Below are 16,232 nucleotides of genomic sequence, written 5' to 3' on the forward strand. Positions count from 1 at the left end.
ATGGATGCCGCGTAAGAGCCTACATGGACGTACTTGCGGCGTGTCCTGCGATGGTGGGCGGGCAAGGGCCCCGCAGCCAAGCCGCAACTCAGCGGCCTGCCATGGGCCGGTGTCAAACCATTGCGCTCACCACTGGTCGGGCGCGCCGGTGCAATCGCAGCGCTGGCCCGGTGGCGCGTCATCGCCGCCCATCGGCAAGTCCTTGCATCGCCCCATACCACCATCGTTGACGTGAACGGCATCGCTATACTTGCGTCCTCAGTCATGGGGTAGTGCGAATGGACAGCCGGGAATCAGGGATGACGTGGTCGGGCACGCGGCGCATGTTGCTGTGGGTGGTCTTGCTGGGCGTGGCGATCGGCGCGGTGGCGTGCAAGCGCAACGAAAGCGGCCAGCTGCCTGCCGCCAGTGGCGAGGCGATCAAGGCCGACAAGCAGGCCATCACCGGTTTCGCGCTGGCGCGCGCCTATCCCGACCAGACCAGCGACGGCCTGTCGCTGGCGCTGGAATTCTCGCGGCCGTTGGTGGGGACGCAGGACTTCGATGCGCTGGTGCGTTTCGAGGAAAAAGTCGGCACCGGCGACAGCAGCTGGACGCTGTCCGACGACGGCAAGACGCTGCGCTACCCGTACGTGGAAGCGGCCAAGGACTACACCGTCCTGGTCGACGCCAACCTGCTGGCCGCCGATGGCAGCCGCCTGGGAAAGCCGCTCAAGCAGAAGGTCTACACCGGCGCGCTCAAGCCAGTGGCCGGGTTCGCTTCACAAGGCAGCGTGCTGCCGGCACGCGAGAGCCGCGGTCTGCCGGTGGTGTCGGTCAACGTACCGGAAGTGGACGTGGAGTTCCTGCGCGTGCGCGAGAAGTCGCTGCCCGCGTTCTTCCAGCAGTTCCAGCGCGGCGGTCGTCGCGGCAGCTGGGAGCTGGAGAGCGAATATAACGACAAGCAGCCGTTGTCCAAGCTGGCCGACCCGGTCTACGTCAATCGTTTCATTCTCGGCGGCAAGCAGAACGAGCGCGTGCTGACCTACCTGCCCACGCAGGACATCAAGGAACTGCAGGAGCCGGGCCTGTATTTTGCGGTGATGAAGCGTGCCGGCAGTTTCGACAATGGTTTCGACACCGCGTTCTTCACCGTCAGCGACATCGGCCTGCACACGCGCGCCTACAAGGACAAGCTGTTCGTGCACACCGCCTCGCTGCAGAGCGGCGAGCCGATCAAAAACGTGGAAGTGCGCGTCCTCGATGCCAAGGGCGAGCTGTTCCTCAAGGGTGCCACCGACGGCAACGGCAATGCGCTGCTCAACTACACGCTCGATGCCGGCCACGTGCTGGTGGCGCGCAGCAAGACCGATATCTCGGTGCTGCCGTTCAACCAGCCGGCGCTGGATTTGAGCGAATTCGCAGTGGCCGGGCGCGAGAGCGCCTGGTTCGACGTGTTCGCCTGGGCCAGCCGCGACCTGTATCGCCCTGGCGAGACCATGCGCGTGTCGGCGATCCTGCGCGACAACGACGGCAAGCCGACCAAGCCGCAGCCGGTGTTCCTGCGCCTCAAGCAGCCGGACGGCAAGACCTTCCGCGAGACCAAGCTGCAGCCGGGTGAGCAGGGCTATTTCGAGTTCAGCCAGCAGATTCCGGCCGATGCGCCGACCGGCCGCTGGCAGGTGGAATTCCGCACCGATCCGGCCAGCAAGGACGCCGTGCAGGGGATGACCGTGCGCGTGGAAGAGTTCCTGCCCGAGCGCATGAAGCTGGATCTGGACAGCACCCAAAAGACCCTGAGCCCCGGCCAGCCGTTCACGCTGGTCGCCAATGCCGCATACCTGTACGGCGCGCCGGCCGACGGTAACCGTTTCACCGCCAAGCTTGCGGTCAGCGTCGAGCAGCATCCGCTCGAGTCCTTGCCGGGCTGGTTCTTCGGCGACCCCACGCTGGAGCTGCCGCGCGACGCCAAGGACGTGATCGACACCGAGTTCGGCAGCGATGGCGTATTGCGCGAAGACATCGCGCTGCCTGCCGAAGCCAAGCCGGTCAGCACGATTGCGGCGGTGGTCTCGGGCAGCGTATACGAGACCGGCGGGCGCACCGTCACCCGCAGCGTCAAGCGCGTGCTGTGGCCGGCCAAGGCGCTGGTCGGCGTGCGTCCCCTGTTCGACGACAAGGACGGCACCGACGCCAACGGCACCGCGCGCTTCGAAATCACCCGCGTGGATGCCGATGGCAAGCCGCAACCGGCCAAGGGCCTGAAGGCCACGCTGGTGCGCGAGCTGCGCGACTACCACTGGAACTACACCGACGACCACTGGGATTACGACTTCACCCGCCGCTTCGAGAACAAGGACACGCGCACGCTCGACATCGCCGGCGGCAACGCCAAGCTCGAGGTCCCGGTGGAGTGGGGCGAGTACCGCCTGGATGTGTTCGACCCGTCCACCGGGCTGACCACGCGCTACCCGTTCCGTGCCGGCTGGAGCTGGAACGACGAAAACCGCGGCCTGGACGCGCGCCCGGACAAGGTCAAGCTGGCCTTGGACAAGACCGCCTATCGTGCCGGCGACACGCTCACCGTCACGCTGACCCCGCCGCATGCCGGCAAGGGCGTGCTGCTGGTGGAAAGCGACAAGCTGCTGTACGTGCAGGACATCGACGTCAAGCCGGGCAGCAGCTTCGAAATTCCGGTGACCGACGCGTGGGAACGCCACGATGTCTACGTCACCGCGTTGGTGTTCCGCGGCGGCAGTGCGCCGAGCAAGATCACCCCGGCGCGCGCGGTGGGCGTGGCGTATGTACCGATGGACCGCAAGGCGCGACGCGTGGCGGTGGGCCTGGCCGCGCCCAAGCAGATGCGCCCCGAGCAGGCGTTGCCGGTGACGGTGAGCGTGCCCGAGCTGGCCGGCAAGGCGGCGCACGTGACCATCTCGGCGGTGGACGTGGGCATCCTCAACATCACCCGCTTCCCGGTGCCCGATGCCAACGCGCAGTTCTTCGCGCAGCGTCGTCTGGGCACCGATGCCTACGACATCTACGGCCGCGTGATCGAGAGCTTCGAAGGCGCCAGCGGCAAGCTCAAGTTCGGCGGCGACATGGCGCTGGAAGCCTTGCCGCAGGCCAAGCGCCCGACCGCGCGCGTGCAGACCGTGGACCTGTTCTCCGGCTCGGTGAAGCTCGATGCCAAGGGCGATGCGCGCGTGCAACTGCCGGTGCCGGATTTCAACGGCACGCTGCGGGTGTCGGCGTTGGTGTATTCGGATACGCGGTTCGGCAACCACGCGGTGGAAACCGTGGTGCGTGCCCCGATCCTGGCCGAGGCCAGCATGCCGCGCGTGATGGCGCCGGGCGACCGCAGCACGGTGACGCTGGATGTGCAGAACTTCACCGGCAAGCCGGGCGAGTTCAATGTGCGCGTGGACGGGATCGGCCCGCTGGCCATCGCCGAGGCGGCGCGCAGCGTCAAGCTCGGTGTGGATGCCAAGCAGACGCTGAGCTTCCCGCTGAGCGCCACCGAAGGCTATAGCGTGGCCAAGGTGCGCGTGCGTGTGGACGGCAACGGCTTCAAGGCCGACCGCAGCTACGACCTGCCGGTGCGTGCCGGCTGGCCGCAGGTGTTGCGTGCGCAGACGCGCGTGCTCGATCCGCTGGCGCCGATCACCCTGGACAGTGGCTTTGCCGATGGCCTGATGGCCGGCTCGGTGACCGCGCGCATGGTGGTCAGCCCGCTGCCGCCGATTCCCTTCGCCAGCGCCCTGCAGGGTGCGTTGGACTATCCGTATGGCTGCGCCGAGCAGACCACCAGCAAGGGTTACGCCGCGCTCTTGCTCGACGATGCCACCGCCAGGGCACTGGGCACCAAGGGGCTGGAGGCGGCCAAGCGCCGCGAGCGCATGGAAGGCGCATTCGGTCGCCTGGCCTCGATGCAGATCGCCAGCGGGCATTTTTCGATGTGGGGCGACGACGGTTACGTCAATCCGGGCCTGACCCCGTACATCGCCGAGTTCCTGCTCGACGCCAAGGACGCCGGTTTTGCGGTGCCCGACAACGTGCTGCAGAAGGCGCTCAATCGGCTCAGCGAGGACCTGCTGTCCGGTGGCAACGAGTTCTACGGGCAGGACCGCCGCGATAGCCTGAAGTTCGCCAACCAGGCCTGGTCCGGCTATGTGTTGGCACGCGTCAACCGCGCCCCGCTGGGCACGCTGCGCGCGTTGTACGACAACCAGCGCGACAAGGCATTGACCGGCTTGTCGCTGGTGCATCTGGGCGCGGCATTGTCGCTGCAGGGCGACACCAAGCGTGGGCAGGCGGCAATCAAGGCGGGTTTTGCCAAGGACAGCAGCGAGCGGCCGCCGTACTTCGCCGATTACGGCAGCGCGATCCGCGACGATGCCTTGATGATGGCGCTGCTGCACGAGCGTGGCTTGTCCAAGCCCGAGTACGACACCCGCGCAGTGGCATTGGGCCGCGCGCTGGATGCACGCCGCGCCACCGGCTGGCTGTGGCTGAGCACGCAGGAGCAGGTGGCGCTGGCGCGCTTGGGCAAGGCCTTGATGGTCGGGCAGGGCAAGCAGGTGTCCGGCACCTTGACTGTTGGCGGCGAGACGCAGGAGATTGCGCCGGCACGCCTGTTCGGGCGCAGTTTCGACAGCGCCGCCCTGGCGCGCGGCGTGCAGTTCGCACCGCAGGGCGAGGCACCTATGTACGCCAGCCTGGAAGTGGCCGGCATCCCGCGCAGCGCACCGGAGCCGGACACGCGCAACCTCAGCGTGGAGCGCAGCTGGTACACCACCGACGGCAAACCGTGGACCCCGCGTGCATTGAAGGAAGGCGAAGCGCTGATCGTGCGCGTCACCATCACCGCCAACAGCGACATGCCGGACGCGCTGCTGACCGACCTGCTGCCGGCCGGCCTGGAGATCGAGAACTTCAATCTCGGCGATGCCAAGCAATGGGCCGATGTGGTGGTGGACGGCATCGGCATCAGCGAGCGTTCCAGCGCCGCCGACGTCAAGCACGAAGAGTTCCGCGACGACCGCTATGTGGCCGCGCTGGCGCTGTCCTCGGGCAGCAAGGCGCAGTTGTATTACCTGGTGCGCGCAGTCACCCCGGGCACCTACACGGTGCCGCCATCGTTGGTGGAAGACATGTACCGCCCGGAGCTGCGCGGCGTGGGGCGCAGCACGCCAGCGACGATGACGGTGGTGCAGCCGTAGGATGGCGTTGAAGTTTCTGGTGTAGGGGCATGCTCCTATGCCAGAAGCCTCCCCTCATCCCAACCCCTCTCCCGCAGGCGGGAGAGGGGCTCAACCGCCGCACTGCGATCAGATGCGTTCCTTCTCCCGCGTGCTGGGGAAGGCGCCCGAAGGGCGGATGGGGGGCATTTGAAGCCCCGTACCGAAGAATTTTGCCGGTCGCCGGTTGCCTGCTTCGCAGGCCGCGACATCGTTGCGCACTGTCTTTTCGATGCGATGCGCGCGACACGCAAGGGTCATTTTCAGTGGCTACGGTGGGGTGCTTTCTCACAGGCGTGGCGCCCTTGCTGCGCGATCTCGGGACTCCATGCAGCGCTCTGATGTGTACCGTTCGCACCTGTCTGTTCTTGCCATCGCCATCACCGCCTGTTGTTCGGGCGTGCAGGCGCAGGCCTTCGACTCTTCCAACGCGGTAGCGCAGACCTCGTCGGCTGCAATGCCTGCAGACGCAGTGGGGACCATATCCACTGCGGTAACGCCCGCCGCAGCATGCAATTCGTCGTCGCCAGTCGCCAAAGCCTCGACTGATGCCGCATCCGCCAGCTCCGGCGTGCAGACATTGGATGCCATGCAGGTCACCGGCGTGCGCCGTGCCAATGCCGCTGCGGTGGAAAGCAAGCGCGCGGCAACCAATATCACCGATGTGATCAGCGCCACCGATGTGCGCGCCTTGCCCGACAGCACCATCGTCGAAGCGCTGCGCCGCGTGCCCGGCCTGTCGGTATTGCCGGCCACCGACAACGAGCATCCGCGCGACGAGGCCGCCACACCGGTACTGCGCGGCCTGGGCCCGTCCTACAACAACGTCACCATCGATGGGCTGACCATTGCCTCGCCCGGCACGCCGAACGGCACGCTCGGCTCGATTACCCGCGGCGTGCGTCTGGACCTGCTGCCGGCGTCGATGGTCAGCGAGTTGCAGGTGGTCAAGACCTTCACGCCCGACCTAGACCCCAACGCAACGGGCGGGGCGATCAACCTCAAGACACGCAGCGCCTTCGAAAACGGCGGCAAGCCCTTCTTCAGTGCCGAAGCGGCGCTCGGCCACGCCAACGATGTCGGCAAGCCGCGCGACCAGGACGACCCCGGCTACCGCTTGAACGCCACCGGCAGCCGCACCTTCGGCAGCGAGCAGCAGTACGGGGTCACCCTGTCGGCCAACTACCAGACGCTGAGCAGCTACACCGAAACCCATATGACCACCGACACGGTGCATTACGGGTTCTACGACAACAACGGCGAGCTGCAGACCGGTGCCAATCTCGGCAATGGCTGGGCGGTGCCGCAGCAGGACAAGTACTGGTACGTGCAGAACCAGCGCGACCGCTATGGCGTCACCGGCAAGTTCGAAGTGCATCCCAGTGCCGCACTGGAAGCCTATGCAACGGCCGGCTACTACTATTTCAAGGACAACATGGAGCGCAACGAGGTCATCATCGACCCGCGCAACCGTGGCCAGGTGTTCAATCAGACTGCCAGCTCCGGCAGCTATCCCGGCGGCGATATCGAGGTGGGTTACTCGAACCAGATCGTCACCACACGTACCAAGGTCGCGCAGCTGGGCACGATCTGGCGGCCCACCGATCGGCAACAGTTCTCCGCGCGCGGCGCGTGGTCGGATGCGACCTACGACGAGCCGATCCGCATGATCAAGTACGCCACCGGCATCACCCGCGCCGCAGCGGTACCGGTGGGCCAGACCGGCAGCGGTGTGACCATCAATGCCACGCCCAACTACGCATTCAACTACGACACCTCCGGCTTCGATCAGCGCTTCGGGGTGTCGCCGCAGGCCTACAACGATCTGGGCAACTACAGCCTGTCGTACTGGCGCCCGGACTACAAACGCACTGCCGCCGATCGCATCCTCACCGGCCGGCTGGATTACGGTTTCAACCAGGGCGAGAGCGATCAGGGGATCGGCTTTGCCGCAGGCGTGTCGTACACCACCGACAAACCGTCCTACGACATCTATCGCGTCGAATATCAGCCCAATACCAGTGCGCCGGCGTTTGGCCTGGCCGATGTGGCGGGTACCGGCCGGGCGCCGATGCGCTACGCCGGCCTGAACCTGATCACCATCGATCCAGACAAGGCCAATCGCGCATTGGCTGCAACGCCGTTGAGCGCGTTCAACAGCACCGACCAGCAGGCCTTCAGCAATCAGGACAACTTCACCCATACCGAAAAGACCTTCGGCAGCTATGGCCTGATCAGCTATCGCAGCGAGCGTTTCAATGTGCAGGGCGGTCTGCATTTCGACAGCACCAGGCTCGATACGGTCGGCCGCCAGCGGCAGCTGGATGCCGCGACCAACCGCTATGTGTATGTCGATAACCCGACCAGTGCCGATTACCACTATCTGCTGCCCTCGGCCATCATGACCTACCACCTGACCGATGCATTGGACCTGCGCGCCGGCGCAAGCCGTACGCTCGGCCGCCCGCCATACGATGCGTACGCGGCGCGCACCTCGATCGGCTTCGTCAACACGGCCGATGCCGGCAACCCGAATGCGCAAGGCGTCACCGTCACCATCGGTAACCCGGACATCAAGCCGCGCGTGTCCAACAACCTGGATCTGTCGCTGGAATGGCGCCTGCCTGGCGACTTCGATGCGTTCGCGTCCACGGCCGTGTTCGATAAGCGCATCCAGGACGAGATCTTTACGCTGTCGCGCACCGACAGCTTCACGTTCGACGGCACCACCTACGCCAACGCGCTGATCAGCACGCCGGCCAATGCCGCCAAGGCGCGTATCCGCGGGGTGGAGTTCAACGGCATCGTCAACACCCTGGCGCCGATCGCGCCGTGGCTGAGTGGGGTCGGTTTCAGTGCAAATTTTGCGGTGCTCGATGGCAGCCTGGATGTGCCCTACAGCGTTGGCAGCGGCAGCAATATGAGCCAGCGCGAGCGCAAGCTCGACAACCTGGTCGGGCAGCCCGACTACACCGCCAATGCCACGCTGTTCTACAACAGCGGCGGACTGGAGCTGCGCGCGGCCTACAATCGTCAGGGCAAGGCCTTGCGTGCCATCGTCAGCAATATCGACTGGCAGGACCTGTATTGGTCGCCGCGTTCGCAGCTGGATTTCACCGCGACCTATGCGATCAGCAAACAGCTCAGCCTGATCGGCCAAGTCAGCAACCTCACCCCCAGCCGCATCACCAGCGTGACCGGCCCCGGGCAGAACCTGCTCAAGGACAGTTATTCGGTGCCCACGACGTATTGGTTCGGCTTGCGCTTTACGCCGACGTTCTAGGCGCGGCGAAGCTGGCATGACAAGCAGAGCCCCAGGTAGGTACGTGCAGTGCGTGGAAATCCAGATGTGCACCTGGCAGAGACCATGCCGCGTGCCGACCGCGCTCACCTGACGGTAGCGCAATGGTTCTTTTAACCCCTTCATAGTGGAGTTGTTCGATGAGCTTACGTACTGCTGCCACCGTCGCGGCCATGCTGTGCGCGGCACTGGCCACCCATGCGAGCGCGGCGCCCACCGGCGTGGCCGCAATCCAGGCCCGGCTGACCAATCCTGACGGCGGCATCGTGGTGGTGGCTCATCGCGGTTGCCATGCGCCGGCGCCTGATCATGGTTTCAAGGACAGCGCACCGGAGAACTCGCTGGCCGCGCTGGAGCGCTGCATCGCCATCGGTGCCGACGTGATGGAGACCGATGTGCGGCGTGCCGCCGACGGCACCCTGGTGATGCTGCACGACGCCACCGTGGACCGCACCACCGACGGCACCGGCAAGCTGTCCGAGCTGACCTTGGCCGACCTGCAAAAATTGCGGCTGCGCAGCGACGAAGGTGGCGCGCAGGCGCCGCTGACCGATCAACGCGTGGTCACGCTCGAGCAGATGCTGGCCAGGTCCAAGGGCCACATCCTGCTCAACCTGGACGTCAAGGATGCGATTTACGTGCAGGTGGTCGATGCGGTTGCCCGTGCCGGCATGCAGCACCAGGTGATCGTCAAGGCCGAAGCCGGCATCGCCACGCCGCCGCTGGCGGCGATGCTGCCGTTCGACAAGGTGTATTTCTTCCCGATCCTGATCAACGCCCATGGCACTGCCGACCTGGCCGCGATCGCCACTGCGCAGACACGCAACGCGCATCCGGTCGCGTTCGAGCTGCCCAAGATGTCGGCAGCGCAATTGCCGGCATTGGTTGCAGTGAGCAAGGCACACAAGGTGCGGCTGATGGTCAACTCGCTGTGGGACGGCTTCATCGCCGGCTACGGCGGCGACGCCGATGCCGAGCGCGATCCCGACAAGGTGTGGGGCCGCCTGTACCGCGAGGGCGTGTCGATCATCCAGACCGATGCGCCAGAAGCCTTGCTGCGCTATCGCGCGTCGCTGGAGCAGCCGTGAGCGTCGCGTTGCATCATCGCATGCAGCTGGCCTGCGACGGGAGCGGATGTCGCCGCGCAATGTGATCCGTGGAACTGCGGCGGTGGTGTTGCCGTTATAGTCAGCGTTCGTTTGCACGCAAGGGCGTCTGCATGCCGCTCGATACATCCCTGCGCCGACTCACGCCGCATGTCGTCTGGTTGTTGGTGCTGCTGGTCGCGCTGCAGGTGCGTGATGTGGCCAAGGCCCTTGGTTTTCCAATCCCGAAAATTCCGGTGCCTTACGGCGGTGGGATTCTCGACAATCTGCTCAGCGTAGTGGTCGTGCTCGTCGCAGCGGCATTGCTGCGTCCTGGCATGCCAGGCGAGCTCGCGGCGCGTCTGGGGTTGCGTTGGAACGGCTTGCGCGGCCCGGCGCTGACGTTGCTGGCCACACTGCCGTGTTGGCTGGGGCTGTGGACGCAGTCCAGCTCGGTCGGTACCGACGATCTGCTTGGCCTGCTCTGGTTGGCACTGCTGTTTCCGCTAGCGGAAGAAATCGTGTTTCGCGGTTTCGGCTTCGTCTTTGCCTGCCGTGCGCTGGCCTGGCGTCCGGCAATCGCCGCGCTGGTGCAGGCGGTTGTGTTTGGCGGTGTGCATTGGCTCGGGGCCGGCGGTGGAGGTGGCGAGGCGTTATTGATCTTCGCCATTACCGGTATCGGTGCGCTGCTGTTTGCCATCGTGGACGCGCAGGATGGCTACACGATCTGGAGCGGCTGGGTGTTGCATGTCTCGCTCAACGCGGCCTGGACGGTCTTTGCGATCTCCGATTCGGCGGCCAGCGGCTGGCTCGGCATTGCGTTGCGCCTGTCTGCGGTATTCCTGGCGATGGGGTTGCTGCGGCTGTTCGTAAGGCCGCGTCGCTCGCCGCACGCGGACGTGGTGGGCTAGCGCACCTGTCGTCGCGCAAGCAGGAGCGTACAGTCACGTTGATCGCTCAACGCCGCAGCTTGCCGCGCGCGATGGTGGCCGAAATGCGTTTTGCCCTGCATCCTTGGCAGGATGGATGAGCAGCAGCACGCGCAGGCAAGGATCGACCAGACGCAGGAACGCGTCGCTGGCAAGGAGGGCGTTGCTCGGCGTGGCCGGCGCTGGTTGACATGGCTACGCTGGAGCGCCGTGGCACTGTTGTCTGCGGTGTTGCTGCTGGACCTGGCCTTCCCACTGCCACTGCCCAAATCACGGGACACCTCCACGCTGGTGGTGGCACGCGATGGCACGCCGCTGCGCGCGTTCGCCGACCGCAACGGGGTGTGGCGTTATCCGGCCAGCCCGCAGAGTGTGTCGCCGCTGTATCTGCAGGCGCTGCTCAATTACGAGGACCGCTGGTTCTGGCGCCATCCCGGAGTCAACCCGTGGGGCCTGCTGCGTGCCGGCGGGCAATGGATCGGGCAGGGGCGCATCGTCTCCGGCGGTTCGACGCTGACCATGCAGGTGGCGCGCATCCTGGATCCGCATACGCGCACGCCGTGGGGCAAGGCCAAGCAGCTGCTGCGCGCGCTGCAGCTGGAAGCGCACCTGAGCAAGCGCGAGATTCTGACGCTGTATCTGGAGCGCGCGCCCTATGGCGGCACCATCGAAGGCGTGGAAGCGGCCAGCTGGGCGTACCTGGGCAAGCCGGCCAGGGCCTTGTCGCAGGCCGAAGCTGCGTTGCTGGCGGTGTTGCCGCAATCGCCCAGCCGCCTGCGCCCGGATCGCCATCCCGAGGCCGCGCAACGCGCGCGCGACAAGGTGCTCGATCGCATGGTGGAGCTGGGCGTGTGGTCGCGCGCGCAGGTGGACGATGCGCGGATCGAGCCGGTGGTGACGCGCTCGCTCAAACCGCCGTTGCATGCGGCGCTGCTCGCGCAGCGGTTGCACAGCGCGCAACCGCGCGCGGCACGCATCGTGACCACGCTGGATGTGGAGCTGCAGCGCACCCTGGAAGAACGCGTCACGACATACTTTTCGCAGCTGCCCGAGCGCACCTCCGCGGCATTGCTGGTGGTGGACAACGCCACCATGGAAGCGCGCGCATACGTGGGCTCGGCCAGCTTCGGCGATCGCAAGCGGCTGGGGCATGTGGACATGGTGCAGGCCTGGCGCTCGCCCGGTTCCACACTCAAGCCGTTCCTGTACGGCATGGCGTTGGACGATGGGTTGATCCACTCCGAAAGCCTGTTGGTGGATGCGCCGCAGAGTTTTGGCAGTTATCGGCCAGGCAATTTCGATGCGGCCTTCAATGGGCCGGTGAGCGCGGCGACGGCGTTGCGGTTGTCACTGAACGTGCCTGCGGTGGACCTGCTCGACCGGATCGGCTCGGCGCGGTTTGCTGCGCGGCTGTCCAATGCCGGGATCGAGCTGCGCTTTGCGCACGGCAGCGTGCCCAATCTGGCATTGATCCTGGGTGGCACAGGCGCGCAATTGCAGGAACTGGTCGGTGCATTTGCGGCGCTCAATCGCGGCGGCATCGCCGGGCGCGTGCGCTATACGCCGGACGATCCGCGCATCGAGCGCCGGCTGATGTCGCCGGGCGCGGCCTGGATCGTGCGCGAGATCCTGCAAAGCAATCCGCGCCCCGGGTACGGCAGCGGCACCTTCGACACCGCCACGCGCCCGGGCGTGGCCTGGAAGACCGGCACCAGCTACGGCTACCGCGATGCCTGGGCGATCGGCGGCACGCGTCGCTACACGGTCGGGGTGTGGGTGGGGCGTCCGGACGGTACGCCGCTGCCGGGCCAGTACGGCGCCGTCACCGCGCTGCCGCTGATGTTCGAAGTCATCGATGCCTTGCCGCGCAGCGCCGGCGATAGCGCGCCGGTGCCGATGCCAGCCACCGTGCAGGCGCTGGACATCTGCTGGCCGCTCGGCGGCGCGGCCGATCAGACACCACCGGCACAATGCGCACGCCGCGCCGACGCCTACGTGCTCGATGGCGCAGTGCCTCCCACCTTTGCCGAGCGCGACGCACGGCTATGGCAAAGCGGACAGCTGCATTTCGATGTGGATGCGCGTAGTGGCCAGCGGCTGTCGCAGGAGTGCAGCCAGGCGCATGAGCGCGTGCCGCATGCAGTGGCGCGCTGGCCGGCATTGGTCTCGCCCTGGCTCAGCACAGCCGAGCGCAATGCTGCGCAGCTGCCGCCACTTGCGCCGGACTGTCTGCCCGATGGGCGCATGACCGGGGGCGGTGTGCTGCGTATCGACGGGCTGAGCGATCGCGCCACGCTGGCGCGTGCCAACGCCACCTCGCGTCCGGTGCGCCTGCAACTGCGTGCCCTGGGCAGCGACGCGCGCATCGACTGGTTGCTGGATGGCCGCTGGATCGCACAGACCAACGGACGCCAGGGATTTCAGCGCGAATTTGCCGAGGTCGGCACGCATACGCTCACCGCAATGGCCAGCGATGGTGCCTGGACGCAGCTGCGCTTTCGCGTATTGCGCTGACCGCGCACGTGCTGCGCCCGACCAGCGTGCACACACCCGTAGGAGCGCACCTGGGCGCGATGAAGCGTTACAGGGAATGCCCCGTCGCGCCCGGGTGCGCTCCTACCGCCGCAGGCAACCACACAGCATCCTGCGGCACACAAAACAGACAGGGCGCTCAAGGCGCCCTGTCTGCTTAAATCATCGAGTCGATTTCAACTTTCAACTTCAGTGTGAATGTCGATACCGATCATCGCTCGCAACGCTCCATCGCTGCATTGCAATCGCTCGGCTCACTCGCCGATCCAGCCTTCCAGCAGGTCGGCGAACTCGTCGGCGTGCTCTTCTTCCTGCGCCAGGATGTCTTCCAGGATGCGCTTGGTGGTGGTGTCCTTGTCGCCGATGAAATCGATCATCTCGCGGTAGCTGTCGATGGCGATGCGCTCGGCGATCAGGTTTTCCTTGACCATGTCGCGCAGGTCGCTGCCTTCCTTGTATTCGGCATGCGAGCGCTTGGTCAGCGTGTCCGGATTGAGGTCCGGTTCGCCGCCCAGCTGCACGATGCGCTCGGCGAGCCTGTGTGCGTGCGCCTGTTCCTGCTGCGCATGCTCCAGGAACTCGCCCTTGACCGCGTCGGCAAGCATGCCCTTGGCCATGAAGTAGTGGCGGTAATACCGCAGGGTGCACACGTATTCGGTGGCCAGTGCGGTGTTGAGCAGCTCGATCACCGCCTCGCGGTCGGCGTGGTAGCTCTCGGTGATGGCACCGTCTTCGATGCTCTGGCGTGCGCGGCTACGCAAGGTGGCGGTATCGGTGATGCCGTCGGGGAGTTGCTTGGCTGGCTGGTTAGACATGGCTGGCCGGTTTCCTTCTGAGTGGTTGGGGGGAATCAATGCATCAATCGGGCAGGTGCTGCAGTACGTAATCGGCGGCGGACACCTTGAATTCGCCGGGTTCTTCGACGAACAAGGCCTTGACCACGGCGTCGTCGGCATACAGTGCGTAGCGGCGCGAGCGCAGGCCCATGCCCGAGCCGCTGGCGTCGATCTCCAGGCCCAGTGCGCGGGCCAGTTCGGCGTTGCCGTCGGGCAGCAGGTGCAGGCCGTCGGGGATCAGCTGGCTGCGGCCCCAGGCCTGCATCACGAACGGGTCGTTGACCGCGGTGCACAGCACTTCGATGCCGCGTTTGCGGAATGCGTCGAAGTGCTCCACATAGCCCGGCAGGTGCTTGGCCGAGCAGGTCGGGGTAAAGGCGCCCGGCACCGCGAACAGCAGCACCTTGCGGCCGGCGAACAGGCTGTGGGTGTCCACCGCCTCGATGCCCTCGCGCAGGCGCTTGAGCACGACTTCGGGAATGCGGTCACCAACGTGGATGGTCATGGGGCGGGGCTCCTGCGGCTGAACGAAGTCTAGAAAGGGGCGAGGGAAAAGCGCGTCAACGCGCTTGAAATCCACAGCGGCACGCCTATCTGACGCACATGGCCGGCGCAACGGCGCGCGCCGCGGCAGCCGGCCCCTCACCCAACCTTTTGGAGGCTCGCAATGAACATCGTTCGTTATCCCCAGTGGCCCACCCATGCGCTGCAAAACGAGATCAAGCACGTGTTCGACCGTTTCTTCGAGCAGAACGGCGACACCGACGAATCGGCGGTGGTGACCGCGCAGTGGGTGCCGCGCGTGGACATCAAGGAAGAGGCCAACCACTTCGTGCTGTATGCGGACCTGCCGGGCATCGACCCCGGCCAGATCGAGGTGCAGATGGACAAGGGCATCCTGTCGATCAAGGGCGAGCGCAAGGGCGAGTCCAGCACCGAGACCGAGCGCTTCTCGCGCATCGAGCGCCGCTACGGCAGCTTCCACCGCCGCTTTGCGCTGCCCGACAGTGCCGACCCCGACGGCATCACCGCGACCGGGCACAACGGTGTGCTGGAAATCCGCATCCCCAAGCGCCCGGCGGCCACCCCGCGCCGCATCCAGGTCGGCAACGGCCAGGACCCGGCCGGCAATACGGTGCAGTAAGGCAGCAAAACCTGGAGCGGAGCGGCATGCTTCGCTTCCCGGCGGCAACCGCACCGTAGAATAGGTGCGGTTGCCCGCCCGGCTGCGATATGACTGGCTCGTGGCCTCGGCTGCGGGCCGTTTTTTTCAGAGGTGATTAGATGGAATTCAAGGATTACTACGCAACGCTGGGCGTGGAGCCCAGCGCGGGCGATGCGGAGATCAAGACCGCCTACCGCCGGCTGGCGCGCAAGTACCACCCCGACGTCAGCAAGGAGGCCGGCGCCGAAGACAAGTTCAAGGCGATCAACGAAGCCTACGAGGCGCTGCGCGACCCGGCCAAGCGCAAGGCCTACGACCAGCTCAAGGCGCAGGGCTTCCGCCCGGGCGACGAGTTCCAGGCCCCGCCCAGCTACGGCGGTGGGCAGGGCTACGACTACGAGGAAGTGTTCGGCAACGGCGGCGCCGGTGGCGGCTTCAGCGATTTCTTCGAAAGCCTGTTCGCCGGCCAGCGCGGCGGCCGTCCGCGTGGTCCGGGCGCCGGCCCTGGTGCAGGCGCGGGTCCGCAGGCGCGCGGCGACACCCGCGCCAAGCTGGCAGTGCCGTTGGAAGCGGTGTATGCGGGCGACAGCGTGCGCATCACCATCAACGGCAAGCAGCTGGATGTGCGCGTGCCCAAGGGCGTGCAGCCCGGCCAGGTGATCCGCCTGAGCGGGCAGGGCAACGGCGGCGGCAACCTGCTGCTGGAGATCGAATACGCCGCGCACCCGCAGTTCGAGGTGGACGGGCGCAACATCCTGTACACCCTGCAGGTCATGCCCTGGCAGGCGGCACTGGGCACCACCATCAGCGTGCCGACCCTGGGCGGGTCGGTGGAGTTGAAGGTGCCGGCCGACTCGGACGCCGGGCGCAAGCTGCGCCTGCGCGGCCGCGGCCTGCCGGGCACCACGCCGGGCGACCAGATCGTGGAGCTGGAAATCCTGGCCCCGGCCCCCACCGACGATGCGCAGAAGAAGGCCTACCGCAATCTGGCCAAGGCGTTCGGCGAATCGGTGTAGGCCGCGTGGGTCGAGCGGGAAATGGGTGAGGGTTCGGCAGGCAGGTGGTGTGCCAGTGAACGTCGATCTGCGGCGTTGAATCGCCGCCGTCCCCTCATCCGGCGCTTTGCGCCACCTTCTCCCGGTGGGAGAAGGGAGCAGCCGACATT

General features: G+C 66.3%; 9 protein-coding genes. 7 read left to right on the top strand and 2 right to left on the bottom strand.

The features are described from left to right. Nucleotides 1-299 precede the first annotated feature (299 nt). From DYQ94_RS00005 to pbpC, 5 genes are all read left to right on the top strand, one after another. Entirely contained in the window at nucleotides 300-5,201 is a 4,902-nt protein-coding gene (locus DYQ94_RS00005) for an alpha-2-macroglobulin family protein (protein WP_184428970.1), read from the top strand. Nucleotides 5,202-5,547: 346 nt separating this feature from the next. After that, nucleotides 5,548-8,502, top strand: coding sequence for a TonB-dependent receptor (locus DYQ94_RS00010; RefSeq protein WP_126965158.1), 2,955 nt, complete (start codon nucleotides 5,548-5,550; stop codon nucleotides 8,500-8,502). A gap of 158 nt (nucleotides 8,503-8,660) precedes the next feature. After that, a complete protein-coding gene (locus DYQ94_RS00015; RefSeq protein ID WP_160954644.1) occupies nucleotides 8,661-9,608 on the top strand; it encodes a glycerophosphodiester phosphodiesterase family protein in 948 nt (315 codons plus the stop codon). Nucleotides 9,609-9,739: 131 nt separating this feature from the next. After that, entirely contained in the window at nucleotides 9,740-10,516 is a 777-nt protein-coding gene (locus tag DYQ94_RS00020; protein WP_181126459.1) for a CPBP family glutamic-type intramembrane protease, read from the top strand. Between the two features lie 111 nt (nucleotides 10,517-10,627). Further along, nucleotides 10,628-13,048 carry a penicillin-binding protein 1C gene (gene pbpC, locus DYQ94_RS00025; RefSeq protein WP_126965156.1) on the top strand — a complete coding sequence of 807 codons (2,421 nt, stop codon included), beginning with the start codon at nucleotides 10,628-10,630 and terminating at the stop codon, nucleotides 13,046-13,048. A 272-nt stretch (nucleotides 13,049-13,320) separates the two neighbouring features. Here the strand turns inward: pbpC and DYQ94_RS00030 are convergent, their stop codons facing one another. Continuing rightward, entirely contained in the window at nucleotides 13,321-13,881 is a 561-nt protein-coding gene (locus tag DYQ94_RS00030) for a ferritin-like domain-containing protein (protein WP_024938597.1), read from the bottom strand. 43 nt (nucleotides 13,882-13,924) lie between these two features. Beyond that, a complete protein-coding gene (locus tag DYQ94_RS00035) occupies nucleotides 13,925-14,407 on the bottom strand; it encodes a peroxiredoxin (protein ID WP_016903926.1) in 483 nt (160 codons plus the stop codon). Nucleotides 14,408-14,569: 162 nt separating this feature from the next. On the opposite strand from DYQ94_RS00035, the gene DYQ94_RS00040 reads away from it, so the two are divergent. Together DYQ94_RS00040 and DYQ94_RS00045 are read left to right on the top strand one after the other, a co-directional pair. Beyond that, the gene (locus DYQ94_RS00040) at nucleotides 14,570-15,046 is read left to right on the top strand and encodes an Hsp20/alpha crystallin family protein (protein WP_016903925.1); all 477 of its coding nucleotides are present in this window, start codon (nucleotides 14,570-14,572) and stop codon (nucleotides 15,044-15,046) included. A 140-nt stretch (nucleotides 15,047-15,186) separates the two neighbouring features. Further along, nucleotides 15,187-16,083: a DnaJ C-terminal domain-containing protein gene (locus DYQ94_RS00045; RefSeq protein WP_054590856.1), complete on the top strand. Its 897-nt coding sequence runs from the start codon at nucleotides 15,187-15,189 to the stop codon at nucleotides 16,081-16,083. Nucleotides 16,084-16,232: the final 149 nt, after the last annotated feature.

The sequence above is a fragment of the Xanthomonas sp. LMG 8993 genome, assembly GCF_009835065.2.
In the GTDB taxonomy this organism is placed as follows: domain Bacteria; phylum Pseudomonadota; class Gammaproteobacteria; order Xanthomonadales; family Xanthomonadaceae; genus Xanthomonas; species Xanthomonas arboricola.

Excerpts from the sequence above, each read along its gene's own strand:
- DYQ94_RS00005 (WP_184428970.1), top strand. The coding sequence starts at position 300 with ATGACGTGGTCGGGCACGCGGCGCATGTTGCTGTGGGTGGTCTTGCTG.
- DYQ94_RS00010 (WP_126965158.1), top strand. The coding sequence starts at position 5,548 with ATGCAGCGCTCTGATGTGTACCGTTCGCACCTGTCTGTTCTTGCCATC.
- DYQ94_RS00015 (WP_160954644.1), top strand. The coding sequence starts at position 8,661 with ATGAGCTTACGTACTGCTGCCACCGTCGCGGCCATGCTGTGCGCGGCA.
- DYQ94_RS00020 (WP_181126459.1), top strand. The coding sequence starts at position 9,740 with ATGCCGCTCGATACATCCCTGCGCCGACTCACGCCGCATGTCGTCTGG.
- pbpC (WP_126965156.1), top strand. The coding sequence starts at position 10,628 with ATGGATGAGCAGCAGCACGCGCAGGCAAGGATCGACCAGACGCAGGAA.
- DYQ94_RS00030 (WP_024938597.1), bottom strand. The coding sequence starts at position 13,881 with ATGTCTAACCAGCCAGCCAAGCAACTCCCCGACGGCATCACCGATACC.
- DYQ94_RS00035 (WP_016903926.1), bottom strand. The coding sequence starts at position 14,407 with ATGACCATCCACGTTGGTGACCGCATTCCCGAAGTCGTGCTCAAGCGC.
- DYQ94_RS00040 (WP_016903925.1), top strand. The coding sequence starts at position 14,570 with ATGAACATCGTTCGTTATCCCCAGTGGCCCACCCATGCGCTGCAAAAC.
- DYQ94_RS00045 (WP_054590856.1), top strand. The coding sequence starts at position 15,187 with ATGGAATTCAAGGATTACTACGCAACGCTGGGCGTGGAGCCCAGCGCG.